The 23822-nt window shown below is 47.4% G+C and carries 21 protein-coding genes; 11 read left to right on the top strand and 10 right to left on the bottom strand.

The genetic code is table 11. The annotated features are described in order from the left end of the window. Nucleotides 1–96: 96 nt before the first annotated feature. Nucleotides 97–945 (bottom strand): Thoeris anti-defense Tad2 family protein, encoded by an 849-nt coding sequence (locus Xkoz_RS02150; RefSeq protein ID WP_099140535.1) that lies wholly within the window; start codon nt 943–945, stop codon nt 97–99. A gap of 258 nt (nt 946–1203) precedes the next feature. Next, the gene (gene msrA, locus Xkoz_RS02155) at nt 1204–1851 is read right to left on the bottom strand and encodes a peptide-methionine (S)-S-oxide reductase MsrA (protein ID WP_099140536.1); all 648 of its coding nucleotides are present in this window, start codon (nt 1849–1851) and stop codon (nt 1204–1206) included. 139 nt (nt 1852–1990) lie between these two features. On the opposite strand from msrA, the gene tamA reads away from it, so the two are divergent. From tamA to Xkoz_RS02170, 3 genes are read left to right on the top strand one after another with little or no spacing between them, the layout of a single operon-like run. Beyond that, entirely contained in the window at nt 1991–3733 is a 1743-nt protein-coding gene (gene tamA / locus Xkoz_RS02160) for an autotransporter assembly complex protein TamA (RefSeq protein WP_099140537.1), read from the top strand. Beyond that, the gene (tamB, locus tag Xkoz_RS02165; RefSeq protein WP_099140538.1) at nt 3730–7506 is read left to right on the top strand and encodes an autotransporter assembly complex protein TamB; all 3777 of its coding nucleotides are present in this window, start codon (nt 3730–3732) and stop codon (nt 7504–7506) included. The genes tamA and tamB overlap by 4 nt, the downstream gene beginning before the upstream one ends. A gap of 2 nt (nt 7507–7508) precedes the next feature. Further along, nucleotides 7509–7856 carry a gamma-glutamylcyclotransferase family protein gene (locus tag Xkoz_RS02170; protein WP_099140539.1) on the top strand — a complete coding sequence of 116 codons (348 nt, stop codon included), beginning with the start codon at nt 7509–7511 and terminating at the stop codon, nt 7854–7856. 70 nt (nt 7857–7926) lie between these two features. Here Xkoz_RS02170 and ppa read toward each other — a convergent pair whose 3' ends face one another. The 3 genes from ppa to fbp form a co-directional block, all read right to left on the bottom strand. Then, the gene (ppa, locus tag Xkoz_RS02175; protein WP_099140540.1) at nt 7927–8457 is read right to left on the bottom strand and encodes an inorganic diphosphatase; all 531 of its coding nucleotides are present in this window, start codon (nt 8455–8457) and stop codon (nt 7927–7929) included. A 195-nt stretch (nt 8458–8652) separates the two neighbouring features. Further along, nucleotides 8653–11496 (bottom strand): inverse autotransporter beta domain-containing protein, encoded by a 2844-nt coding sequence (locus Xkoz_RS02180; protein ID WP_167386538.1) that lies wholly within the window; start codon nt 11494–11496, stop codon nt 8653–8655. A 463-nt stretch (nt 11497–11959) separates the two neighbouring features. Further along, entirely contained in the window at nt 11960–12964 is a 1005-nt protein-coding gene (gene fbp / locus Xkoz_RS02185; RefSeq protein WP_099140542.1) for a class 1 fructose-bisphosphatase, read from the bottom strand. A gap of 224 nt (nt 12965–13188) precedes the next feature. Between fbp and mpl the strand changes: the two genes are divergently transcribed. Then, nucleotides 13189–14559 carry a UDP-N-acetylmuramate:L-alanyl-gamma-D-glutamyl-meso-diaminopimelate ligase gene (mpl, locus tag Xkoz_RS02190; protein ID WP_099140543.1) on the top strand — a complete coding sequence of 457 codons (1371 nt, stop codon included), beginning with the start codon at nt 13189–13191 and terminating at the stop codon, nt 14557–14559. A gap of 203 nt (nt 14560–14762) precedes the next feature. Here the strand turns inward: mpl and argR are convergent, their stop codons facing one another. Continuing rightward, entirely contained in the window at nt 14763–15233 is a 471-nt protein-coding gene (argR, locus tag Xkoz_RS02200) for a transcriptional regulator ArgR (RefSeq protein ID WP_099140544.1), read from the bottom strand. Nucleotides 15234–15590: 357 nt separating this feature from the next. Between argR and mdh the strand changes: the two genes are divergently transcribed. Continuing rightward, nucleotides 15591–16529, top strand: a complete 939-nt coding sequence (gene mdh, locus Xkoz_RS02205; protein ID WP_099140545.1) for a malate dehydrogenase — start codon at nt 15591–15593, stop codon at nt 16527–16529. A 110-nt stretch (nt 16530–16639) separates the two neighbouring features. Here the strand turns inward: mdh and Xkoz_RS02210 are convergent, their stop codons facing one another. Further along, nucleotides 16640–16906 (bottom strand): helix-turn-helix domain-containing protein, encoded by a 267-nt coding sequence (locus Xkoz_RS02210; protein ID WP_099140546.1) that lies wholly within the window; start codon nt 16904–16906, stop codon nt 16640–16642. A 187-nt stretch (nt 16907–17093) separates the two neighbouring features. Between Xkoz_RS02210 and Xkoz_RS02215 the strand changes: the two genes are divergently transcribed. Both Xkoz_RS02215 and Xkoz_RS02220 read left to right on the top strand, forming a co-directional pair. Beyond that, a complete protein-coding gene (locus tag Xkoz_RS02215) occupies nt 17094–17441 on the top strand; it encodes a DNA-binding protein (RefSeq protein ID WP_099140547.1) in 348 nt (115 codons plus the stop codon). Nucleotides 17442–17516: 75 nt separating this feature from the next. After that, a complete protein-coding gene (locus Xkoz_RS02220; RefSeq protein WP_099140548.1) occupies nt 17517–17897 on the top strand; it encodes a DNA-binding protein in 381 nt (126 codons plus the stop codon). A 27-nt stretch (nt 17898–17924) separates the two neighbouring features. On the opposite strand, the gene ispB is transcribed toward Xkoz_RS02220, so the two are convergent. Beyond that, nucleotides 17925–18896 (bottom strand): octaprenyl diphosphate synthase, encoded by a 972-nt coding sequence (gene ispB / locus Xkoz_RS02225; RefSeq protein WP_099140549.1) that lies wholly within the window; start codon nt 18894–18896, stop codon nt 17925–17927. 250 nt (nt 18897–19146) lie between these two features. Between ispB and rplU the strand changes: the two genes are divergently transcribed. From rplU to cgtA, 3 genes are all read left to right on the top strand, one after another. Next, nucleotides 19147–19455: a 50S ribosomal protein L21 gene (gene rplU, locus Xkoz_RS02230; RefSeq protein ID WP_012986964.1), complete on the top strand. Its 309-nt coding sequence runs from the start codon at nt 19147–19149 to the stop codon at nt 19453–19455. Nucleotides 19456–19474: 19 nt separating this feature from the next. Beyond that, complete coding sequence (gene rpmA, locus Xkoz_RS02235) at nt 19475–19732, top strand: 50S ribosomal protein L27 (RefSeq protein WP_015836118.1); 258 nt, start codon at nt 19475–19477, stop codon at nt 19730–19732. Nucleotides 19733–19863: 131 nt separating this feature from the next. After that, nucleotides 19864–21033: an Obg family GTPase CgtA gene (gene cgtA / locus Xkoz_RS02240; protein ID WP_099140550.1), complete on the top strand. Its 1170-nt coding sequence runs from the start codon at nt 19864–19866 to the stop codon at nt 21031–21033. A 94-nt stretch (nt 21034–21127) separates the two neighbouring features. Here the strand turns inward: cgtA and dacB are convergent, their stop codons facing one another. Then, nucleotides 21128–22588: a serine-type D-Ala-D-Ala carboxypeptidase gene (gene dacB / locus Xkoz_RS02245; protein ID WP_099140551.1), complete on the bottom strand. Its 1461-nt coding sequence runs from the start codon at nt 22586–22588 to the stop codon at nt 21128–21130. 289 nt (nt 22589–22877) lie between these two features. On the opposite strand from dacB, the gene greA reads away from it, so the two are divergent. Next, on the top strand, nt 22878–23354 hold the full coding sequence (gene greA / locus Xkoz_RS02250; protein ID WP_099140552.1) for a transcription elongation factor GreA: 477 nt from the start codon (nt 22878–22880) through the stop codon (nt 23352–23354). 161 nt (nt 23355–23515) lie between these two features. Here greA and yhbY read toward each other — a convergent pair whose 3' ends face one another. Next, nucleotides 23516–23809 carry a ribosome assembly RNA-binding protein YhbY gene (yhbY, locus tag Xkoz_RS02255; protein WP_099140553.1) on the bottom strand — a complete coding sequence of 98 codons (294 nt, stop codon included), beginning with the start codon at nt 23807–23809 and terminating at the stop codon, nt 23516–23518. Nucleotides 23810–23822 lie beyond the last annotated feature (13 nt).

Below are 23822 nucleotides of genomic sequence, written 5' to 3' on the forward strand. Positions count from 1 at the left end.
TAGTGGCTCAGGGAATAGCGAAAGAGACGGCGGTAAATAAAGATGAAAAAGGCCACGCTGGGCGTAGCCTTGAATTCAGGGGGTAGATTGGGGGGATTATTTCCAGGTTAGGCAAAAGTGCTTGGTTTTGCCTGTTTCCTTCAATATGGCACCTAATTTTCGTGTGTCATTACTGAAATAATCGCTAAAATTATTGTCAATATCTCCCGCGGATGGATTACCCGCCATATGGCGTGGCAGGGCGGCAGCTAATTGTGCGTCAATACCTCCCGCGGATGGATTACCCCCAAGATTATAGGTGGTGTTATCAACGGTGACATAAAGCGTTTTCGTAAATAATTCACGCGCCTGCAGTGGGTTATCTTGGGCAGGGATTACTCCAAACATCATTTGACCATTATCTCTAAAATAGAACATTGAAATGTTTGCGATACCTACGTTATTTTGGACTGTAGTCAAAGTACCGAAAGCCGGCCCCTTGTAATGAGAAGTCTCACCTGCATTCAAATATCCCCAAGCTGGACCATCCACATCTTCATTCAAATATCCCCAAGCTGGACCCTCCATATCCTTGCCAGCACCCAATTCAAGCGTAAAAGACAGCATACAATCCACAGGCTTCGGCTTATTATCTTCTGCCGTCAGTAACTTCCAATCACAGGCGACCAAATCTTCCTTTGTGGGTTGCCAAGTGCCCCACACACCATCCTTGTCACTCTTTTCAATATAAGGGTTCCCTTTATCACTACCCGTGCCCGATTCATAGTCTAGGCGTAAATGTTCTTTGGGGGCATTCCAACCACTGCGATGGACTTTTACTCCTGCATACACCTGAATCAAAGCCCACGGGCAACTGCCAACGGGTGAAACATTATTCACCAGTACCTGATATTGGCTCAGATCTAATGGACATTTGGGTGTATCGGGTTTGCTTACGTCAGACATAATTACCTCACTTATTGATTGTTAAAGTATCAAGGTCATTCCATCCTACTGTTAAAGCGCCAAGAGATATTACTTAAGTTGAATTTTTACTTCAACAATATGATATACAAAGCAATTAATTCGGGCGAAAATGTGGTTTTGCGCTATAAAATCTGTTTATCTGCTGTGATAGCTATCGGCTGGAGTGTAAAGGCGGATTTATGGCGGGTGACTCAGGCAATTAGCCCAACAGTCATGCTGTTGGGCTAGCGACATCGGTTAGTTTCTCAGTGCCGGCGGGAAGCAGATCCCCGTACCGCCTAAGCCACAATACCCCTCAGGGTTTTTGTGGAGGTATTGCTGGTGGTAATCCTCGGCAAAATAGAATGGCCCGGCCGGGCGAATTTCCGTCGTGATGGGGCGCGGGTCGCCATTTTGCGCCATCGCTTGCTGGTAGTGGTCGCGGCTGGCAATGGCCTGCTCATACTGTTGGGGTGAAACGGTATACAGGGCTGAACGGTACTGGCTGCCAATATCCCCATGCTGGCGCATGCCTTGCGCGGGGTCGTGATTTTCCCAGAACAGGGTGAGTAATTGCGAGTAACTGATTTTGGCGGGATCAAAGACGATCCGGACGATTTCGGCATGGCCGGTCAAGCCCGTACACACTTCTTCATAGGTGGGGTTGGGGGTCGTGCCGCCACTGTACCCTGCGGAGGTGGTGTAAATGCCGGCCTGTTGCCAGAAAAGGCGCTCCACGCCCCAGAAACAGCCCATGCCGACATAAGCAATTTCCCCATTTTCAGGAATGTTCGCTATCGCATGCTGGGTGATGGCATGGTAGGGTGATACCGCGAGCGGAGTGGCTCTGCCGGATATGGCCTGCGGTGAAGAAACATGTTGTCTTCCATTAGTTGAATTTGGCAAGATTATCTCCTGTATATGCACAAGTTTTATGATGATATGTGGCTTGTATATCCTTAAAACTTTACCAGAATTAATTTATTGCAGCATTTCTTTAATTGTTGGAATTTACCCTACAGATGGCTAAATATTAGGAGTTCGAGTGTCACGATATCCCCTCATAGGTGCGCTTTTTTTATCTATCGTCACGCCATCGGCTTACAGTGCAAATTTACGCTTGAAAATAGAAGGGCTTTCTGGCGAATTAGAAAAAAATGCCAGGGTGCAACTTTCCAATATCAGTACCGATGAAGTTTCCCCGGATGGCCGTTTTCGTGCCCGTGTCGCGAAAGCAATACAACAAGGGCTGCGGCCATTGGGCTATTATGCGCCCACCGTTGAATTTACCTACCAAGAAAATCCACCACCCGCCCGCCCGGTTTTAACCGCCAGAGTGACGCTGGGGGAGCCTGTGCGAGTGGCTTCCGTGAATGTTGAACTGGAGGGCGGCGCGAAAACCGATAAAGATTATGCCGCCCTGATTGCCAAAAACCGGCCAAAAATCGGGACAATACTCAACCACGGTCAATATGAAGATTTTAAAAGTGCATTGACCAATCTGGCGGTCAAGAAAGGCTATTTTGATGCGGTCATGAAAAAAAGTGAGCTGGGGGTGGCAAAAGATTTGCACGAGTCTATTTGGGATTTTGATTTTGATAGCGGCCAACGTTATCGCTTTGGCTCGGTCGCCTTCCACGGTTCACAAATTCGTGAACCTTACCTGCATAACCTGATCCCGTTCAAACAAGGCGAATACTATACCTCGGAACAGTTGGCCGAGTTTAACCGCCGTTTGGTTGATACCGGCTGGTTCAACTCTGCGGTTGTGGTGCCCGATTTTAAAGCCGGGCGCGAAAATCAGGATAAGATCTTGCCGCTCAATGCCGCCTTAATCCCACGCTCAGCCAACTCGGTGGAGTTGGGCGGCGGTTATGCCACGGACGTTGGCCCGCGCGTACAGGCCAAATGGAAAAAACCGTGGATTAATTCCCGTGGGCACAGCCTGAGCACCAGCCTTAACCTGTCGACACGGGATCAGCTTATCGATGCCGCCTACAAAATGCCGCTGAAAGTCAACCCGCTGGAAGAGTACTACCAGCTACAAACCGGTTATAAACGCAAAGCGATTAACGATACCATTTCCGATACGGCAACCTTAAACCTGTCCCGCAATTGGGATCGTTTTACTGGCTGGCAATATGGCGTGAATTTGCGCTGGAGCCTGAGCCACTTTACCCAGGCCAATGTCACCAATACCACCACGCTGCTGTATCCGGGGTTCAGTCTTAGCCGTATTCGCCAGCGGGGGGGAACCATGCCTTCTTGGGGCGATAGCCAGCGTTACTCGGTGGATATTTCTGATACCACCTGGCAATCCAATGTCGATTTTTTGGTGTTACAGGCTCATCACGTCTGGATCAGGACTTATCGGGAGAACCACCGTTTTGTGATGCGAGCCGATTTGGGCTGGATAGAAACCAATGAATTCGACAAGGTGCCGCCGGATCTGCGTTTCTTTGCCGGTGGCGATCGCAGTATTCGTGGCTACAAATACCAAAAAGTTTCCCCGACCAACCGGGACGGCAAATTAGTCGGCGCATCAAAGTTGGTGGTTGGCTCATTGGAGTACCAATACCATGTTTATGGTAACTGGTGGGGAGCCGTGTTCATCGATTCGGGGGAAGCGGTGAATGACATTAGACAGAGCAATTTCAAAACCGGTGCCGGCATGGGGGTGCGCTGGGCTTCCCCGGTGGGGCCGATAAAATTTGATTTGGCCACGCCAATCAATGATCCCGATAGCCATAATATTGAATTTTATATTGGATTAGGGGCGGAACTATGAAGTGGGCAAAAAGGGTCAGTGTCGCTTTCCTGCTGATGGTTAGCCTGTTATTGATCGCCGTGGTGGGGCTGGTGGGGACGCAAACCGGCTTGCATTTTATGATCAACAGTGCGGCACGCTGGGTGCCCGGATTGGAGATTGCCCATGTCAGCGGGGGCTGGCGCGATTTAACCTTAACGGGCGTCAAATACCAGATGCCGGGCGTGAAGGTGAAAGCCGATAACCTGCACCTGTCGGTTCGGCTTGCCTGCCTGAAACACAGCCAGGTGTGTGTCAATGCCTTGACCACGGAAGGGGTGACGGTTGCGGTCAATACCGCTGAACTGCCGCCATCGGCACCGGCGGCGGAATCGAAGCCATTAACGGAATTGATAACACCGTATCCTATCTCGCTGGATTTGCTGGCGTTAAAAAATATCCACGTGACGGTCGATGATATCGCCATGACCTTGGATGAGTTGAAAACCGCGGCCCAGTGGCAGGAAAAGCGGCTGATCGTAAAACCGACGGCAATTAACAACCTGTTGGTGGCCTTGCCCAAAAGCCCCCCTGAAAAGCCCGCCAAAACCCATCCGCAGGCTGGGCCTGAAAAATCATTGGGTGCAACGTTAAAGGCATTGTTCTCCAAGCCGTTGTTAACCGAATTGCCCGCGATCCCTATCCCGCTTGATATCACGCTGGCCGGTATTCACGGCCGTCAGCTTCACCTGACCGGTGATCGCGATATCAACATTAACGAGTTGCAGCTACAGGCCAGTAATCATGGGCAGGCGGTGGCGATCAAAACCTTGCGCTTACAGTCACCGGAAGGCGCACTGGCGATACAGGGGACAGCAACCCTGGCTGAGCAATGGCCGGTTAACCTGCGGGTGCAGGGCAAGGCGGAGAATTTAGCCCGTCTCAGTCTGGATGACCTGACAGGGCAACAGATGGATTTAACGCTAAAAGGCGCGTTATTGCAGCAGCTTGATCTCGCCCTGACGCTTTCCGGCCCGGTCAGCGCCAGCCTAGCCGCCCAGACCGAATTGGCAACAGCAGGCTTGCCCGCCCGCCTGACCTTCACCAGCCCGCAACTGCAATGGCCTTTGCACGGCAAACCGGAGTACCAGCTTGATGGCGTAAAACTACGCCTGAATGGTCAGGCCAGCCACTACGATCTTTCCCTCCGCTCGGCGATCAAGGGCAATGGGTTGCCTCCGGCCTTGTTGACATTGGACGCAAAAGGCAATGAAGCGTTGCTGAGGTTAACCCGCCTGCGTCTGGCGGCCTTGCAGGGTAAAGCGGAGTTGACCGGCGTGGTGGATTGGAGTCAGGCCGTTAGCTGGAATGCCGGGCTGATTTTGGCTGGCATCAATACCGCCAAACAGTGGCCGGAATGGCCTGCCCAAATCGACGGTAAAATCGCCGTGCGGGGCAGCCTGTACGGGGGAAGCTGGCAGCTTAAGGTGCCTGAAATTCGCCTTGAAGGTCACGTAAAACAGAATGCCATTAAAGCGCGAGGTCAGGCATCGGGCAATGCCGCCGGCCAGTGGGATATCCCCCAGCTCGATCTTGTTTTTGGCCGCAATAAGCTGAATATCCAGGGGCGGCTTACGGATGCGGCGTGGAAGCTGGACGGTGACATTCATGCCCCGCAATTACATGGCTTATTGCCCGGTTTGGCGGGGCGGGGGACTGGTGAGGTTAAACTGCGGGGCAACCTGAAAGCGCCGCAAATCATGGCGGATGTCAATGCGCGTGGGGTGCGCTGGCAAGATGCACTCAGGGTGGATAGCGCCACGATCAAAGCCGATATCCGTTCGGCTGAGCAGATCCAGGGCCAGTTATCGGTTGTGGTGCGGCAATTGCAGCAGGCAGATTTCACGATCAGGAACCTGACGCTCAACGCCCAGGGCACAGAAAAAAAACATGATTTACAACTGAAAATCGAAGGCACGCCGGTATCAGGCCAATTGGCACTTCATGGCAGCTTTGATCGGCAAAAAGCACACTGGAAAGGCAACATCACGCATACGGAGGCGAATACGCCTGTCGGTCAGTGGCGTTTAAGCAAGCCCATCGCCATTGATTACTTCAATTTGCAACAAAAAGCCATCGTGGGCACCCATTGTTGGCTGAATTCCCATGCACGCCTTTGTATCCCCAAACCGATTGAAGCGGGAGCGAGCGGCCATGCGCAAGTGGCACTTGAGCGCTTTGATTTAGCTATGATCCAGCCGTTCCTTGACAGAAGTACCCAACTTAAGGGGATATTCAGTGGGAATGCCGAGGTCAAATGGCGCGCAGGGCAGGGGTTGCCACAAGCAAAAGTGGCGCTTCAGGGGCAGGGGGTGGAAGTTCGTCAGGTCGTGGAAGGAAATATCTTGCCGGTGAATTTTGAAACCCTCACCCTGCATGCAGGGCTAATCAATGGCAAGGCGAATTTGGCCTGGCTCTTTAAATTGGCGGGCAATGGGCTGTTGCAAGGTGATGTGCAGGTCACTGATTTAGAAGGCCGCCGAAAATTAGCCGGCAATATTGATATTCAAGCGGTGGCCTTAAAGCTGATTAAGCCTATTTTGGCTAAAGACGAAAAGGCGCAGGGAGGATTAAATGCGAATTTACGTTTGGGCGGCACCGCCAAAACGCCGCTGCTATTTGGTCAACTTAACGCGGGTGACCTGAAAATCAGCAGCCATTGGCTGCCCTTCGATATCTCCCAGGGTCAGTTAGCCGTGCATTTTGCCGGCGCCAGCTCTGATTTGCATGGCGTGATCAAAACCCCCCAGGGGCAATTAAACTTAAACGGTCATGCTGATTGGCGCAGCCTGAATGAGTGGTACGCCAGAATTGCCGCCAAGGGTGATAAGTTACGTGTCACGGTGCCCCCGATGGTGAAAGTGGATATCAGCCCCAATCTGGTGCTGGAGGCCAAACCAAACCTGTTGAAACTTGACGGTAATGTGGATATCCCGTGGGCACGTATCACGGTGCAGGAGTTACCGGAATCTGCGGTCGGGGTTTCTGCGGATGAAGTGATGCTGGATGACCACCTCCAGCCCATCGAGAAGAAAAAATCCGCTATTTTGCTGCAAAGTCACTTAAATGTTCAGATTGGCGATGATGTGCGCCTGAGTGCATTTGGCCTAAAGGCACAGCTTAAAGGCGCCTTAAAAGTCATTCAGGATCAACAGGGGTTGGGGCTAAATGGCCAGATTGATATCCCGGAAGGGAGTTTCCACGCCTATGGGCAAGATTTGCAGGTGCGTAAGGGAACCATTATGTTTTCTGGCCCGCCCGATCAGCCTTTGCTGAATATTGAAGCTATCCGTAATCCAGAATCCACCGCCAACAAAGTGATTGCCGGTGTGCGGGTCACGGGATTGGCAGATAAACCGAAAGTGGAGATTTTTTCTGATCCGGTCAAATCGCAGCAGGAAGCCTTGTCTTACTTGTTACGGGGGGAAGGGCTGGAAAAAGGCGATTCTGACAACTCGCAAATGGCCGCCATGCTGATTGGATTGGGGATTGCCCAGAGTGGTCAACTCGTTGGCAAGATTGGGGAAACGTTTGGGGTTTCTGATTTGGCTTTAGATACCCAGGGAGTGGGGGATAAATATCAGGTGGTTGTCAGTGGCAGGATTACCAACAACTTACAGGTGAAGTACGGTGTCGGTATTTTTGATTCTTTGGCGACGCTGACATTACGCTATCGAGTTATGCCAAGATTGTATCTGGAAGCGGTATCTGGTATTGATCAGGCTTTAGATCTGCTCTATGAGTTTGAGTTTTAAACATGCGAGTTATTGTTTATGGTAGCCTGAGGCGAAAACAAGGCAATCATCACTGGATGACGGATGCCCAATTGTTGGGGGAACACCGGTTGGCAGGTTATGAAATTTATGATCTGGGGCACTATCCGGCGGTTATCCGTGGCACAGGGACCCTCCAATGTGAAGTCTATCGGATTACCCCCTCCATCCTGACGGAGTTGGATCAGTTGAAAAAAAACGATCAGGAATACCAAAGGGAACTGATTGATACCCCTTATGGTAAGGCCTGGATCTACCTCTATCAATTGTCCGTAGAAGGGTTGCACCGCATAACCAGTGGTGACTGGCTAAAACGCCAGGGAGAAGCGTAACCATCAGAAGCGTAACAAAAACCGCTGCCCTTATCAGGGGCAGCGGTTTTTGTGGTTTTAGCTGGCAGGATTATTGCTTGGCAGCACGTTCAAAAGAAGACAGGATTTCAGCCTTGGCCGCTTCAACATTGTCCCAGCCTTCCACTTTAACCCACTTGCCTTTTTCCAGATCTTTGTAGTGCTCGAAGAAGTGCGCGATTTGGGCACGCAGCAGCTCAGGCAGGTCGTTCACATCGTTGATGTGATCGTATTCTTTGCTCAGTTTGGTATGGGGAACCGCCACCAGTTTGGCATCTTCACCGGATTCGTCAGACATTTTCAGGACACCCACCGGACGGCAGCGAATAACCGAGCCTGGCTGTAATGGGTATGGCGTCGGGACCAATACGTCAACCGGATCACCATCCAGCGACAGGGTATGGTTGATGTAGCCGTAGTTACAAGGGTAGAACATCGCCGTTGACATAAAACGGTCTACAAACAGGGTGCCGGATTCTTTGTCCACTTCATATTTGATGGGATCGGCATTGGCCGGGATTTCAATGATGACGTAAATATCTTCGGGGAGATCTTTGCCCGCCGGGACATGATTTAGGCTCATAAAACGGTTTCCTTCAATGTTAGACCAAAATGGAGTGCGGAGTATTATAGCCAAAACCGGCTCAAATGCCTCGGATTTTTCGGGGCTGGCGGTGGGATCAAAAGCATAAAAAAAGCGCGGCTCAATGATGATTGAGTCCGCGCTTATTGCTTATTTGAGACTAAGAAACGTCCTGTTTAGTTTTTGCGATGTTACCTATGACCTGCGTATTACACATAAGTAAATATCTTCCTTGTCTTTCGTCGGATTATTTTCCCAGGTTCTGGTTACGTAATTATATCTCACTGCATCTTTTGATAAACCGCCTGTTTCTTGTACCCGAACTGTTAGAGGGGTACTTGAACCTAGTTTAGGAATTATGTCTCCGTAGATAACCCTTTCCAATTCTCCGAACCCGAAACCAGGTAAAATCGTTTTGTCATATTCCTCATTTAATGAAGACGGTAGAGCGATGTTAACGCCGCCTACTTCCATTAAGGTTGGCTTATTTCCATCCGTGGTCTTGTCGGTCTGTACCTGAGTATCACCAGGGAGGTAATAGGAGTATGTGCGCTCATCGCTACAAGTACTCTCATGTGAAACCTGATGTGAATTTAGCGAGATATCGGTAAACCAAAGCCTTGCTGGATTAAAGGTGTGGGTAACACGTTTTACTATCTGAGTTTTCTGGTCTGTTGCAGTGGCTGTCACGGTTACTGGCCATCTCCCTGTTTTAAAAGCCTTTAGGGGGAAGTATATAGCTTTAGTCGTCGGATCCATTTTCACCGCATTGGGATCGCTAACTTCCACATCGGTCAAAATAAAATCACCAGTACCTTGTGGATCGTTCCCAGCACCTGAAAGCGCCAAAAACACGCTCGCATCGGTAGTCACGTTATGGAGACTGTAATTCGCAGGAAAAGGTTTATAGGGGTTTGGCGTCTTTGTTGCATTATGCGACGTGCTCAATATTATCCCTATTGGTTCTAAAATTGGCTCGAAGATGACTTTGTTGGATTGCTTACTGCCAGAAGTTGTATCGGTAGAATCTGGATATATGATGAAATAAACGTCATTTATCCCGACTGTACTTGTCATATTGAGAACTAAATTACCCTCTTCATCTGTTGTTAGATTTGTTGGCTCTTCCAGTTTCACTCCTTGTGGCGCATCTATTGGGGAACCCTTGTCTGTATTTACTTTCAGTTCCGTTTTAAGTTTACCAATCGTCTTATTTTTCAGCAGAGTGTCGTCAGCATCGAATATTTGCACCTTAAAGGTATAGTGGTCTGTTCCATTAGCTGTTGCTATCTTCGGAGATTCTAACAGTATTATATCGCCCAATTTAATCTGTTGATCTGTTGGTGCGATTTGGCCTGTTAACTCCAATTGGGGCTGATCATCCAGGGACAGATAGACCTTGGTGTTCGCAGCCAACGGTTTCGTCGTGCTTAATGTGGCTGTTAACTGACCCTTGTCATCAGTTTTTCCTGATTTATCCCACGTTAATGTTGCATCTTTATCTTCCGGTTCGATGCTCCATTTCACATCGGGTATGACCGTGTTTTTAATCGGCGGGTTGTTCTTATCACCATAGGTGATGATGGCTGCCAGATCATACGCAGATTTGCCATCGGAAATGACCGGGCCTGAGCCATTTGGCTTGATGCTTTGCTCTTTAATGGCAAAAGGCTCCACCACAAGATTCATCTGGGTTGTCTTGGGCTTGCTGTTACCTTCAAGGTCGGCAGTCGCAGACAGGGTATAGCTGTTGACCCCTTTGGCAACATATTTCGGTAGGTCTATTTCAATCGATTTATTACCAGGAATGATAGCGCCGCCATTTTTACGGAACTCGTCATTAGCCTGCCATGATAGCTTTTTCAAGCGATTTTCAGCGGTCATTTGCGGTGTGACCTGAACATGCTGGGCACTGTATCCACTTAAAATACTTGGCAAAGACAGGTTGAATTCTGGCTTCTTCTTGTATTCCAGCACGATGTTGTTGTTTCTTTGCACGAGATCATAACGGCTGCCCGCCAGCGTACGCATCGCCGCGACACTGTCCGATGAAATTTGATCGGCAAAAGGCACACCAAAACGGTAATTCAGGTTAGCCAGGAAAAGACCTTCACTGTGCCCACCGCTGGCGATTTTATAATCCGCCCCCAGGGTCACCAATGAGACAGGGGTATAATTCACGCCAAACCGAGCCTGGCTAGGATCTTTTTCCTTGGTTTCCCGGTTGAACAGGCCAACGCTATCGCCGAAGTACTGTTCATAACTCAACTTACCCCCAAGGTTTGGATAGGCCGGTAAGAAAAACTCACCGATGATATCGAAACCGTTGGCTGGACGCTCTTCATAATCCAACTCTTTTTCCGATTCACGCCATTTGCTTGCGCGCCAGTAACTGTTGGCCGAGAATCTGGCGTAATCTGTCCACACTTCACCGCCAACACCGACACGCTTATGCTTACCGGTGAAATCATTGTCAAAGAAGGTGTTTAAGCCGTACATCCAGCTTGGGGTGAAATAACGCCCACCCAGACCCACGTTCAGGATATCGCGGCTGTCATGATGGCGATAGCCTAATTGGGTAAACAGCAACCAATCCGCTTTATTGTCATAGAGCGGGAGCAGTAAATCTAAGGCGCTGGTTTCCAGTTTGCCTTTGCTGTCGAGAGCAAGGTTAATATTGGCCGTACCAAATTGGGATAACCATTTTTGCGCTTCTGAGGTGACTGTACCGTTGAGTTTCCCCAGCGCGTAGGATTTAGCCTGTTCAGTTAATTGAGAAGGGGAAGAGGATAAGATCCCACCCACTCTCTGGATATTTTGTGCGATGACACCGGCTTCGGCATCAGTCGCCGCTTGCCTATCCCGCGCATCATCAGCGCGATTGACATTTGATGAACCTTGTAAAAACCGTTTGTTTTCAGCCCTACTCTGTTGGGTTTCTTCACCCGCAGAAATTGCACTTGTCGTGGCAAAGGGGAGAAATAGCGAACACATCAGAATAGAAAACCGAAAAACTTTATGATTTATATACGAGTCCATATATGAATTCCTCATAAAATATGGGCTGTTGCCAGCGCTTTTGCATTACACCTTTGATGTTTCAAACTTAAGTCTTAAACGAGGATAGATATCTTGTTAATACAAAAAGATAATATTCCCCATACCTACATACATTAGGAAAACTTTTGTTGTTGTGCGTAATGAAAAATTATTATCAGCCGATAAGAAAAAGTTATCACTTTATTGAGGCCTATATCTGGTTGTATTTTTTATAAATTTGGCGACGAGAGAGAATGTTTTTAGCCATTATTGTGGAATAAATAAAATGGTTAAATTTTAGGGGAGATATAAGACGCATCTTGAAGTTGGATTGGTATAGGCATAATTATCGCTGGATAAATCGGGGATAAATAGTTGGTGGGTTTAACGGTGGGAAAGAGAATGAATAAGCTTGTGGCTGGCAAGGGAAATAACAGAAGAGGTGGAAACCCACCTCTTAATTTTATGGGTGAGGGTATTCCGCCATAAAACTTTCGGCTTTTTCGACCATCGACTTTGTCCCGACAAAAAAAGGCACGCGTTGGTGGAGCTTATTTGGCACGATATCCAGAATGCGGTTTGCGCCATCGCTGGCTTTCCCCCCCGCCTGCTCAGCCAGAAATGCGATAGGGTTGCATTCGTAAAGTAAGCGGAGTTTGCCGGTTGGATGGCTGGCCGTACTTGGGTAGATATAGATCCCACCTTTTAACAAATTGCGGTGAAAATCAGCCACCAGAGAGCCGATATAACGGGTCGTGTACGGGCGTTGGGTGGCTTCATCCTGTTCCTGGCAATATTTGATGTATTTTTTCACCCCCATTGGGAACTTGATGTAGTTTCCTTCGTTGATCGAATACATATTGCCTTTCTCCGGGAACTGGACTTTCTCATGGGTCAGGCAGAATACGCCAAGGGAAGGATCATAAGTAAAGGTATGGACACCACAACCGGTCGTGTAAACCAGCATGGTGGATGACCCATAAACCACATAACCCGCCGCCACCTGACGATGGCCGGGTTGCAGGAAATCTTCTTCGGTGACAGGCTGACCTATCGGGGTAATTCGATGGTAAATCGAGAAAATCGTCCCGACGGAAACGTTTACATCAATATTCGAAGAACCATCCAATGGATCCATCAAAACAACATATTTTGCATTTTCTGCCCGATCGCCATCAAAAATAACGATGTCGTCTTCTTCCTCAGAAGCAATGCCAGCCACTTCGCCACGGGCTTTCAGTGCGGCTTTAAGTTTTTCGTTGGCATACAAGTCCAGTTTCATCTGAACTTCACCCTGAACATTAGATACGCCACTGGCGCCTAAGATATCCACCAGTCCGGCTTTATTAATATCCCGATGGATGATTTTGGCACCTAACTTGATGGCAGACAGCAGTGCAGTCAGTTCACCTGTGGCATGTGGAAAATCTTGCTGTTTTTCGACGATAAATTCGCCCAATGTTTTCATGACAAAGATCCTGAATGTGATTTTGGTTTTAGGGGAGTGCCTTACGACTATTTATTCTACTATTTATTGCATTGACGATTTGCACTTAAGGATTGCACTTAAGTGTTGCACGGAGGCGCTGGCAGTTTAGCTAAAGAATCAACTGATTGATAGGTTAGTGCATTTCTAATCTATGATTTGATGGTTAGAATGGTGGTACAGTTCATGATATCAGGTAGAAATAAATGCGTATTCATATTCTTGGCATTTGCGGTACTTTCATGGGTGGGTTGGCGATCCTCGCCCGCGCACAGGGGCATGAAGTGACTGGCTCTGATGCCAATGTCTATCCACCAATGAGCACTTTGCTGGAAAAGCAGGGTATTGAGCTGATCCAGGGATACGATCCGGCACAGCTCGATCCTGCTCCAGATATGGTGGTCATTGGTAATGCCATGACCCGTGGCAACCCCTGTGTGGAAGCCGTTCTGGATCGGGGTATTCCTTATACTTCTGGCCCGCAATGGCTGCATGACCATGTCTTGCCTGAACGTTGGGTATTGGCGGTCGCGGGAACCCACGGCAAAACAACCACGGCAGGGATGTTAGCCTGGATTTTAGAAGAGTGTGGCTATCAGCCCGGCTTTTTGATCGGCGGCGTGCCGGGAAATTTTGAGGTTTCAGCCCAAATCGGTGCCAGCCCGTTTTTTGTTATTGAAGCCGATGAATATGACTGCGCCTTTTTTGACAAGCGTTCAAAGTTTGTCCATTACAGCCCCCGCACACTGATCATGAACAATCTTGAATTTGATCATGCCGACATTTTTGAAAATTTGGGCGCGATTCAAAAACAGTTCCACCATCTCGTCAGGGTTGTGCCGGGTACAGGCAAGATCATTGTTCCGGATAATGATATTCATTTGAAGCATGTGCTCTCAATGGGCTGCTGGAGTGAATTGGAACAGCTTGGGGAAAGCGGGAGTTGGCAGGCGAAGAAAGTCAGCCAGGATAGTCGTCACTATCAGGTATTCCGGCAGGGGGAACAGGTTGGGGAAGTGGAATGGTCATTAGTGGGTGAACACAATATGCACAATGGCCTGAGCGCGATTGCGGCCGCCCATCATGTGGGCGTTCAGCCGGCGGATGCTTGTCAGGCACTCTGCAAGTTTATTAATGCCCGCCGTCGCCTTGAATTGCGCGGTGAAGTCAATGGCATCTCCGTCTATGATGATTTTGCCCATCATCCAACGGCAATTCTGGCGACGATGGAAGCGCTGAGAAGTAAGGTGGGCGGCATGGCTCGTATTCTTGCCGTACTGGAACCGCGTTCAAATACGATGAAAATGGGCATGAGCAAAAATGAGATTGCCCCTTCTCTGGGACGCGCTGACGAAGTCTTCCTCTATCAGCCCACCAATATCCCGTGGCAGGTGGTGGAAATTGCCGAACAGTGTGTCCAGCCCGCCCGTTGGAGCGCTGATATTGATACTTTGGTTAAGATGATCGTAGACACGGCGCAGTCGGGTGACCATATTCTGGTGATGAGTAATGGTGAATTTGGCGGCATTCACGAAAAATTGTTGGCGGCATTGACGAAAAAAGCCAGTCTGGTTTAAACCGAGCGGTTGTTATCCCGAAACAGGCCGCATTAAAGCGGTCTGTTTCAAGGGGGAATTTTAATCTAACTATACGCCACGCGGCCTGAAGTGTGGTTTCTTCATCAACCATGATGCTAATAACTTCATGTGGAATGGTTTCATCGTCATTAGCGCCTTTGGTGTAAGGGATGCTGACATAATCTTCATCACGATCCACCAGATTAAAGTTCCTGTTCAAACAGATTGAGGATCGCTTCGTAAAGTTGTTGGGTGGTAAAGTTTTGCGCCGGGGTGGAGAAGACAGTGTCATCGCCTGCAATGCTGCCAAGGATACCTTCGGCTTTCCCCAATGAATCCAGCAGGCGCGCAATGAGCTGCGCAGCACCAGGGCTGGTTCGAATGACGACAATGCTATGGTTATAATCGACATCCAATACCAGGTTTTTTAATGGGCTGGTCGCCGTGGGAACGCCCAATTCTGCGGGTAAACAGTAGACCATTTCCATCTTGGCATTACGGGTTCGGACAGCACCAAATTTCGTCAGCATTCGGGACACTTTAGATTGGTTGATATTTTCGAACCCTTGTTCCTGAAGTGCTGAGACAATTTCACCCTGGGAGCTGAACTTTTCTTCTTTTAATAATGCCTTGAACGCTTTTATCAAATCTTCCTGCTTCGAAGGAACACGCATATTTCACCATCGTTGGAACCGTTATCAGGTGGACATTATGCGAAAGAGTGCATGTTTATTCAAGAAAGAGCGGGATAAACCCACCTACAGGGCATAAAATTCAACATGGTAAATGTATTGTTAATTAAATGGTGTTGTTTGGTATGAAAGGGACGCGTAAGGTAATCCGTTAATTTATCGGGAATACGGTTGAAATAATTCCCCAAAAAGTGCCCATTATCTCATTCACAGATAAGCATTTTGTTTAGAATAGGCCAATTTTTCTGTTCCATCATCAGGCCATTAAGTGGATAATCTGGCTGTTAACAGATTGTTTTTAATGCCGTGTTTACAGTACTTAATTTAAGGAGTATCAGGATGAAAGTTGCAGTTCTCGGTGCAGCCGGTGGTATTGGTCAGGCACTTGCCCTTCTACTCAAGACCCAGCTTCCTTCAGGTTCAGAACTTTCCTTGTATGACATTGCTCCGGTGACGCCGGGCGTGGCAACCGATCTGAGCCATATCCCGACGGAAGTGAAAGTCGCTGGTTTTGCTGGTGAAGATGCAACCCCTGCACTGTCAGGTGCTGATGTCGTATTAATTTCTGCCGGTGTGGCGCGTAAACCGGGTATGGATCGTTCCGATTTGTTCAACATCAATGCCGGTATTGTGCGTAATCTGGTTTTGCAGGTTGCCAAAACTTGCCCAAAAGCACTGATCGGCATTATCACCAACCCCGTCAATACCACAGTCGCCATCGCTGCTGAGGTACTGAAAAAAGAAGGCGTGTACGATAAGAACCGCCTGTTTGGTGTCACAACCCTGGATATTATCCGTTCCAACACGTTTGTGGCTGAACTGAAAGGCAAAAAAGCAGAAGAAGTCGCCGTGCCGGTGATTGGCGGCCATTCCGGTGTGACCATTTTGCCTCTGTTGTCGCAAATTCCAGGTGTTAGCTTCACTGATGAAGAAGTGGCAGCGCTGACCAAGCGTATCCAAAATGCGGGTACTGAGGTTGTTGAAGCGAAAGCGGGCGGAGGCTCTGCAACACTTTCAATGGGTCAGGCGGCGGCACGTTTGGGGCTATCTTTGATCCGCGGCTTGCAAGGCGAAAGCCAGGTTGTTGAGTGCAGCTATGTTGAAGGCGATGGCAAATATGCCCGTTTCTTCGCGCAACCGGTTCGCTTAGGCAAAAATGGTATTGAAGAACGTTTAGATATTGGCAAGCTAAGTGACTTTGAACAACAAGCATTGGATAACATGCTGGATGTTTTGAAGAAAGATATTGAATTAGGCGAAAAATTTATTAACGGTTAATTTATGTATTAATAATTTATTAATATACGAATTAAGTTAAATATATTAAATAACTCAAACCGCTAGTTAGAAATAACTAGCGGTTTTTCTTTTACCAATTATATTGATAGCTAATTATTCTTTTTCTCTCTAATTTTTCTTTCCAATAGTTCTCCTGTGTGGGGATCGAAATAGCGGCTTGGCCATATTTCAGACGGATGCAGTTCTAAGTAATTCGCTATTATCCATTCTCCCTTGGGCCATGGGCGAGAAAGTGTATTCGCCAAAGTTGATGAACTCAGTCCTGCGGCACGAGAAACGGCAGCTAATGTCGTTCCACGTTTGCGTAAAGCCGCAATAATATCAGCAGGATGCCAATCCGATTTCATAGAAATCATTTTTTTAATCCTTTTCTATTAAATTTGAAGCCACATTAGTGGTATAACTAAAGCGTTAATGTGAAATTAATAACGAACTCGAACCTGTTATTAAGAAAATAAAATAACATTATTTTTTCTAAAAATGTTTCTAATTTTTTCTTAATAACGTCTTTTTTGAACTTGGTTACAAAAATAGAGAAACATTATGAAAAAAGAGTGGTATACGGCAATGGAGTTGACCGGTGTAGGTGAGTTACCTAGATCACCACAAGGAGTTAATGCTAGAGCGAAACGGGAAGAATGGTTGAAGCAAAAACGGTCAGGTGTTCAGGGAAGGGCGATTGAATACCATTACTCTTGCTTTCCTAAAACAACGTTAGAGGCTTTGGAACTGCATGAAACACCCGCAGAATATCAAGTTCAAAAACAAGATCCTTTATCCATTTGGGTAAGTGCATTTCATTTACTCACCGAGGAAGAGAAGGAGGTCATTATCGAAGTGATATTACGAGACGGCATAAGAAGTTTTCTGGAAAAAATTATCGCTACGTGAGACAGCTTTTGAAAAGCCAGATGTTGAAAATTTGGCTTTCTCTTCACTGCCCCAGTATCAAGCGAGGAGAAAGAGATGAAAAAAGAGTGGTATTCTGCAAAAGAACTCATCGGCCTCGCAGGGCTGCCATCCTCTCCCCAGGGAGTCAATCTGATGGCCAGGCGCGAGGGCTGGGAACAACGCCGTAAGCGTGGCGTGCAGGGAAAAGCGCTTGAATATAATGTCAACAGTTTGCCCGAAGAAGTCGTGAATGTACTGACAGTCAGTGAGAATTCAGTCGAATACTATCGCAATAAGCGACAAGACCCCTTTATGATTTGGGTGGAGGCTTATTACCAATTAAGCAAATCTGAAAGGGAACGAATGGTTAAGTTTATTTTAAGAAAAGGGCTAGCCAGCCTGGTTCAATATATTGGTATTCAAGAGATAGATAATAAAGACAGTGCCCTGGATTGAGTTATCTGGGGCACTGATTGATCCCGTTCAGGAAAGCCGCTGTACAGCGACATGAGCCAATCCCTCAAGGGCCGCCTTGTATGGAGAATCCTCCAGTGATTGCAATGCTGAAATTGCCTTATCTGCTTCTTCTTCTGCCCGTTGGCGGGTGTATTTAAGTGAACCACACTGTTTCATCGTTGCCAGCACAGTATCCAGCAAATGGCGGCCATTACCTTGCTCAATCGCACTTCGTATCAACGCGGATTGTTCCGGTGTTCCGTGAACCATGGCATGCAAAAGGGGCAATGTGGGTTTGCCTTCGTTGAGATCATCCCCCGTATTCTTACCCAGCGTGCTGTTATCTGAGTCATAATCCAACAGATCATCAATTAACTGAAATGCGGTTCCCAAATAACGGCCATAATCACGCAGGGCGATTTCCTGCTCAGGCGTGGCGTTGGCGAGAATGGCGGCTGAATGTGCCGCCACTTCAAACAGGCGGGCAGTTTTACTGTAAATGACCCGCATATAGTCATCTTCTGAAATATTCGGATCATTGCAATTCATCAACTGCATGACTTCGCCTTCAGCAATGACATTGGTGGCGTCAGACATCAATTTTAATACCCGCATGGAATCAAGATCGGTCATCATTTGAAACGAGCGTGTATAGATAAAATCCCCCACCAGGACACTGGCCGCGTTGCCATAAATCGCGTTGGCTGTCGCCTTGCCACGGCGCATATCCGATTCATCAACGACATCATCATGCAGCAGGGTTGCCGTATGGATAAATTCGATTAAGGCAGCCACTTTGATGTGCTTTGCATCCCGGCAATGAAGTGCCTTGCCTGTCAGTACCGCAATCATTGGCCGAATGCGTTTGCCACCCCCGCTGATGATGTAGTAACCCAGTTGGTTAATCAGCGCAACGTCAGAATTTAATTGGTTAAGAATGGTTTCATTAACCGCTGCCATATCATCAGCGGTGAGTTTAATTATCGATTCTAAATTCATGTTTTGGCTTTGGACTCTGATTCAGAGCTGTGCTCATTAATTAGCATATCAATAGATATCAAGATATCTCGATTGTACTTGAAAAACCGTTCAAATAAATGACAATTGAAAAACTCTGTTTTTTTCTCATCTGTTCTAATTCTGCTCTTGTCTTCCAAACGGTTTTTGCGTAGAATTCGCGCCCTATTGTGAATATTTTATAGCGCGCTCTGGAAAGCATTTTAGGGGGTGCGCGGAAAGCGGAGTTTATATGTACGCAGTTTTCCAAAGTGGTGGTAAACAACACCGAGTCAGCGAAGGCCAAACAATTCGCTTGGAAAAGCTGGACATCGCAACAGGTGAAACTGTTGAGTTTGACCAGGTACTGATGGTCGCTAACGGCGAAGACATCAAAATCGGCGCTCCAGTCGTTGAAGGCGTTAAAGTTAAAGCTGAAGTTGTTGCACACGGTCGTGGCGAGAAAATTAAAATTGTTAAGTTTCGTCGTCGTAAACACAGCCGTAAGCAACAGGGCCACCGTCAGTGGTTCACTGATGTTAAAATCACTGGCATCGCTTAAGATTTAGGAGAGCAGATTAATGGCACACAAAAAGGCTGGCGGCTCGACTCGTAACGGTCGCGATTCTGAAAGCAAACGTCTGGGTGTAAAACGTTTTGGTGGTGAGTCTGTTTTGGCAGGCAGCATCATCGTTCGTCAACGTGGTACTAAATTCCACGCAGGCAGCAACGTAGGTTGTGGCCGTGACCACACCCTGTTCGCATTAGCTGACGGAAAAGTTAAGTTCGAAGTTAAAGGTCCAAAAAACCGTAAGTTTATCAGCATCGAAGCTGAATAAGTTTTTTGCATCTTGATCGAATCAGAAGCCCTGCAATGTGTGTTGCGGGGCTTTTTATATTTTTGGATTACGCCATCTCTGGGTACTAGCTGCCATCCAGCTTTACAGTGGCTATCCTACGGAGAAAAAAGATGAAATTTGTAGATGAAGCCAGAATTCTGGTTGTCGCGGGAGATGGTGGCAATGGTTGCGTCAGCTTCCGTCGTGAGAAATATATTCCCAAAGGTGGGCCGGACGGCGGCGATGGCGGCGATGGCGGCGATGTCTATCTGCTGGCAGATGAAAACCTCAATACACTGATTGATTACCGTTTTGAAAAATCTTTCCGCGCTGAACGGGGCCAAAATGGTCAGAGCCGCGATTGTACGGGTAAGCGTGGTCAGGACATTACCATTAAGGTTCCGGTCGGAACGCGTGTGCGTGATATTGCCACGGGCGAACTGCTTGGGGATATGCTGCACCATGAGCAGCGTTTCATGGTGGCAAAAGGGGGCTTCCACGGCCTTGGCAATACCCGGTTTAAATCTTCGGTAAACCGCGCTCCTCGTCAAAGAACGATGGGCACCCCAGGAGAAAGCCGTGAGCTGATGCTAGAACTGATGCTGCTGGCTGATGTGGGGATGCTGGGGATGCCAAATGCGGGCAAATCCACCTTTATTCGTGCGGTATCGGCAGCAAAACCGAAAGTCGCTGACTATCCATTTACCACCCTGGTGCCAAGCCTGGGTGTGGTGCGTATGGATAACGAGCAAAGTTTTGTCGTCGCCGATATTCCTGGCCTGATTGAAGGGGCTTCAGACGGCGCTGGCTTAGGTATCCGTTTCTTGAAGCATTTGGAACGTTGCCGCGTGTTGCTGCATTTGATTGACCTCTGCCCAATCGATGAATCCGATCCGGTTGAAAATGCCCGTATCATCATCAAAGAGCTGCACAAATACAGTGAAAAACTGGCGGAAAAACCGCGCTGGTTGGTCTTTAACAAAGTCGATCTCATCGATCCAGAAGAAGCTGAGCAGCGGGCGAAAGCTATCGCTGATGAGCTGGGTTGGGAAGGCGATTATTACATGATCTCAGCCATGAACCGTCAGGGTGTGAAAGCGCTTTGCTGGGACATTATGGCGTTCATGAAGACGCAGCCCCGTAGTGTGGAAACGTCAGAAAAATCCCAACCTGAAAAAGTGGAATTCATGTGGGATGACTACCATAAAGAGCAGTTGCAGCAAGTACCTGATGATGAAGATTGGGATGATGACTGGGACGAAGAAGATGACGAAGGCATTGAAGTGATTTATAAACGCTAATCTTCACGTGACCATTCGAAGATAAAAAAGGGCGCCAAGTACGGCGCTCTTTTTTCTTCTGTCACATCACTATTCGCATCCAGAATTCAACGGCTTAGTGATTTTGGTATAGCGATTTATATAAATTATGTTCAAAACGCGATAACGGAACACGGCGGTTTCGCTGATCTTTTGGCAAAACAGAGTAAGCAGAGACAAACTGGACAAAAGCAATTTGTTGTCCACTGGCGGCGGTCATAAATCCGGCGAGGTTATAAACCCCTTGTAATGATCCCGTCTTGGCAAAAACTTTACCATCAAGTCCCGCTTCATGCAGGCCAGGACGATAAGCTAGCGTACCATCATAGCCCGCCTTGGGTAACATGGAGATGAAATCCAGTTCATCATTATGCTGGGCAATAAATTGCAATATTTCCATCATGGTGGTAGGCGCGATTAAATTGTGGCGCGAAAGGCCAGAACCATCCACCATAACAGTATTGCTTAAATCAATACCGGCTTTCTGTTTCAGGATCTGGCGGACGGCATCGGAACCTGCCCGCCATGTCCCCGGAACATTGAAATAGCGGTGGCCGAGGGTACGAAAAAGGGTATCCGCAATCATGTTATCCGATTTTTTCAACATGATTGAGAGCATATTATTTAAGGGTACAGATTGATTGACGGCGAGGATCTTTTCGGGGGATTTGGCAACGGACTGAAGCCGGATACGGCCTTTTAACTCAATACCTGCAATATTCAGTTCATTTTTCAGGATCTTGCCGGCATAGCCAGGTCCATTCTGGATGGCAAACGCCAATGGCAACGGTTCATCGCGTTGGGTCAGGCAACCGGTGAGCGTATATCGATTCAAGTCACCCGATATTACATCGAGTTCACAATATTTTGCTTCTGGTGAACCCTTCGCTAAGGTTTTGACTTCACTGAGCACATTGACAGGATAAAAAGCGGGCACGCGGACAAATGCCAGTTCGTCAGGCTGTTCTGAGCTGTAAAGTGAAACAGAAAAGCAGTTCTTATCCACAATGGCTGCTGACGGAGGGGCACTGAAACACTGGGTCATATCGTTCCATACCCAGCCTGGGGCTTTATCGTGACTGGAGAAAATCGACGTATCTATGATGAGATCGCCATCAATCTGTTTGATACCCGATTGTCTTAGGGACTCGACCATATTTCGCAATTGTGAGCGCGTCAGCATGGGATCACCGACAAAGCGAGCCGTTAAATTACCGTCTAATACGCCCTCTGAAACATTAGCATCACTTTCCAATGTTGTGACAAACCGGTAATCCTTACCAAGCTGCAATAGTGCTGCCAATGCCGTGACAATTTTCTGTGTACTTGCCGGTAAAGCCATTTTTTGCCCGTGGTAATCCACTACGGGCGTTTTTGCGCCAACGACTTGGGCAATAAATGAAAAATCAGTTCCCGTAGGTAAATATTGGGCACTTTTCTCAATAGAAGAGACATCAGAAGCGGCATTTGCACTGCAAATACTCAGGCTTAAACTGAGCATACAAGCTATTCTGCTGGTAATTTTTAAAAGAGCCATAGATCTCGCGTATGAAAGTCAGGATATTTGTATTAATAATACTAAGGTGCAATTCAAAGGAAAAGTAAACGATGATCCATCATCAACTCTACGTTAGAATAATAGATTGGCAGGTAAATATGCATGTGGACTCCAGATTGTGCTGAGTTACACTTCTTTTATTTTTATTAATTATCTGTAAGCCCGCCTGATAGGGTGTGTTCATTGTGCTGTTATAAAAAAATGTGCTGTTATTACAAAAATCAGGAAGATGTGGTTTGGGCTTAGGATTGATTTAGAGGTTTAATAAATGAAACAAATTCCGATGACGGTACGTGGCGCGGATAAATTGCGCGAAGAATTAGAATATCTGAAAAATGTACGTCGGCCTCAGATTATTACCGCAATCGCTGAGGCGCGTGAGCACGGTGATTTGAAAGAAAACGCGGAATATCATGCCGCTCGTGAGCAGCAAGGTTTCTGTGAAGGCCGCATTCAGGAAATTGAAGCTAAACTTTCCAATGCACAGGTGATTGATGTTACGAAGATAACCAATAATGGCCGAGTGATTTTTGGGGCTACGGTAACGGTATTGAACTTAGATTCTGACGAAGAACAGACGTATCGTATCGTCGGTGATGATGAAGCCAATATTAAAGAAAATCTTCTTTCAGTGAATTCACCCATTGCCCGTGGCCTGATTGGTAAAGAAGCAGATGATGTTGTTGTGATCACCACGCCTGGCGGTCAAGTGGAATACGAAGTTTTAAACGTGGATTATCTCTAATCTAACACACCATGATCACTAGCTAATTGCTGACAGTTATCGTGTTGGCATGTATTGCTTTGGCAAATATGACATTGGCATACAAGAAAAAAGGCCAGTTGTTGGCCTTTTTTATCATGGTAAATAAAACGATATGGCACTTTTGTATAAATATGCCGTGATTATTTAGGTAGACTGATCTTGCGTTCTTTTGATGGACGGTAGAGCACTAATATTTTGCCAATAATTTGCACGTTATGTGCACCTGTTTCACGAACAATCGCTTCAGCGATCAAAGTTTTTATTTCACGGTCTTCGCCTGCAACTTTAACTTTGATAAGCTCGTGATGTGAAAGAGTTTGTTCGATTTCAGCCAACACGCCTTCGGTTAACCCATTGTTGCCGATCATAACGACAGGCTTTAATGAATGAGCAAGGCTTTTCAGGTATTGGGTTTGTTTCTTGTTAAGAGTCATCGTTTTTTTGCTT

The sequence above is a fragment of the Xenorhabdus kozodoii genome (assembly GCF_002632875.1).
GTDB classification, from domain to species: domain Bacteria; phylum Pseudomonadota; class Gammaproteobacteria; order Enterobacterales; family Enterobacteriaceae; genus Xenorhabdus; species Xenorhabdus kozodoii.

Excerpts from the sequence above, each read along its gene's own strand:
- tamB (WP_099140538.1), top strand. The coding sequence starts at position 3,730 with ATGAAGTGGGCAAAAAGGGTCAGTGTCGCTTTCCTGCTGATGGTTAGC.
- rpmA (WP_015836118.1), top strand. The coding sequence starts at position 19,475 with ATGGCACACAAAAAGGCTGGCGGCTCGACTCGTAACGGTCGCGATTCT.
- cgtA (WP_099140550.1), top strand. The coding sequence starts at position 19,864 with ATGAAATTTGTAGATGAAGCCAGAATTCTGGTTGTCGCGGGAGATGGT.
- Xkoz_RS02180 (WP_167386538.1), bottom strand. The coding sequence starts at position 11,496 with ATGGACTCGTATATAAATCATAAAGTTTTTCGGTTTTCTATTCTGATG.
- Xkoz_RS02150 (WP_099140535.1), bottom strand. The coding sequence starts at position 945 with ATGTCTGACGTAAGCAAACCCGATACACCCAAATGTCCATTAGATCTG.
- Xkoz_RS02210 (WP_099140546.1), bottom strand. The coding sequence starts at position 16,906 with ATGATTTCTATGAAATCGGATTGGCATCCTGCTGATATTATTGCGGCT.
- mpl (WP_099140543.1), top strand. The coding sequence starts at position 13,189 with ATGCGTATTCATATTCTTGGCATTTGCGGTACTTTCATGGGTGGGTTG.
- ispB (WP_099140549.1), bottom strand. The coding sequence starts at position 18,896 with ATGAATTTAGAATCGATAATTAAACTCACCGCTGATGATATGGCAGCG.
- Xkoz_RS02220 (WP_099140548.1), top strand. The coding sequence starts at position 17,517 with ATGAAAAAAGAGTGGTATTCTGCAAAAGAACTCATCGGCCTCGCAGGG.
- argR (WP_099140544.1), bottom strand. The coding sequence starts at position 15,233 with ATGCGTGTTCCTTCGAAGCAGGAAGATTTGATAAAAGCGTTCAAGGCA.
- mdh (WP_099140545.1), top strand. The coding sequence starts at position 15,591 with ATGAAAGTTGCAGTTCTCGGTGCAGCCGGTGGTATTGGTCAGGCACTT.
- dacB (WP_099140551.1), bottom strand. The coding sequence starts at position 22,588 with ATGGCTCTTTTAAAAATTACCAGCAGAATAGCTTGTATGCTCAGTTTA.
- yhbY (WP_099140553.1), bottom strand. The coding sequence starts at position 23,809 with ATGACTCTTAACAAGAAACAAACCCAATACCTGAAAAGCCTTGCTCAT.
- Xkoz_RS02215 (WP_099140547.1), top strand. The coding sequence starts at position 17,094 with ATGAAAAAAGAGTGGTATACGGCAATGGAGTTGACCGGTGTAGGTGAG.
- Xkoz_RS02170 (WP_099140539.1), top strand. The coding sequence starts at position 7,509 with ATGCGAGTTATTGTTTATGGTAGCCTGAGGCGAAAACAAGGCAATCAT.
- rplU (WP_012986964.1), top strand. The coding sequence starts at position 19,147 with ATGTACGCAGTTTTCCAAAGTGGTGGTAAACAACACCGAGTCAGCGAA.
- greA (WP_099140552.1), top strand. The coding sequence starts at position 22,878 with ATGAAACAAATTCCGATGACGGTACGTGGCGCGGATAAATTGCGCGAA.
- fbp (WP_099140542.1), bottom strand. The coding sequence starts at position 12,964 with ATGAAAACATTGGGCGAATTTATCGTCGAAAAACAGCAAGATTTTCCA.
- ppa (WP_099140540.1), bottom strand. The coding sequence starts at position 8,457 with ATGAGCCTAAATCATGTCCCGGCGGGCAAAGATCTCCCCGAAGATATT.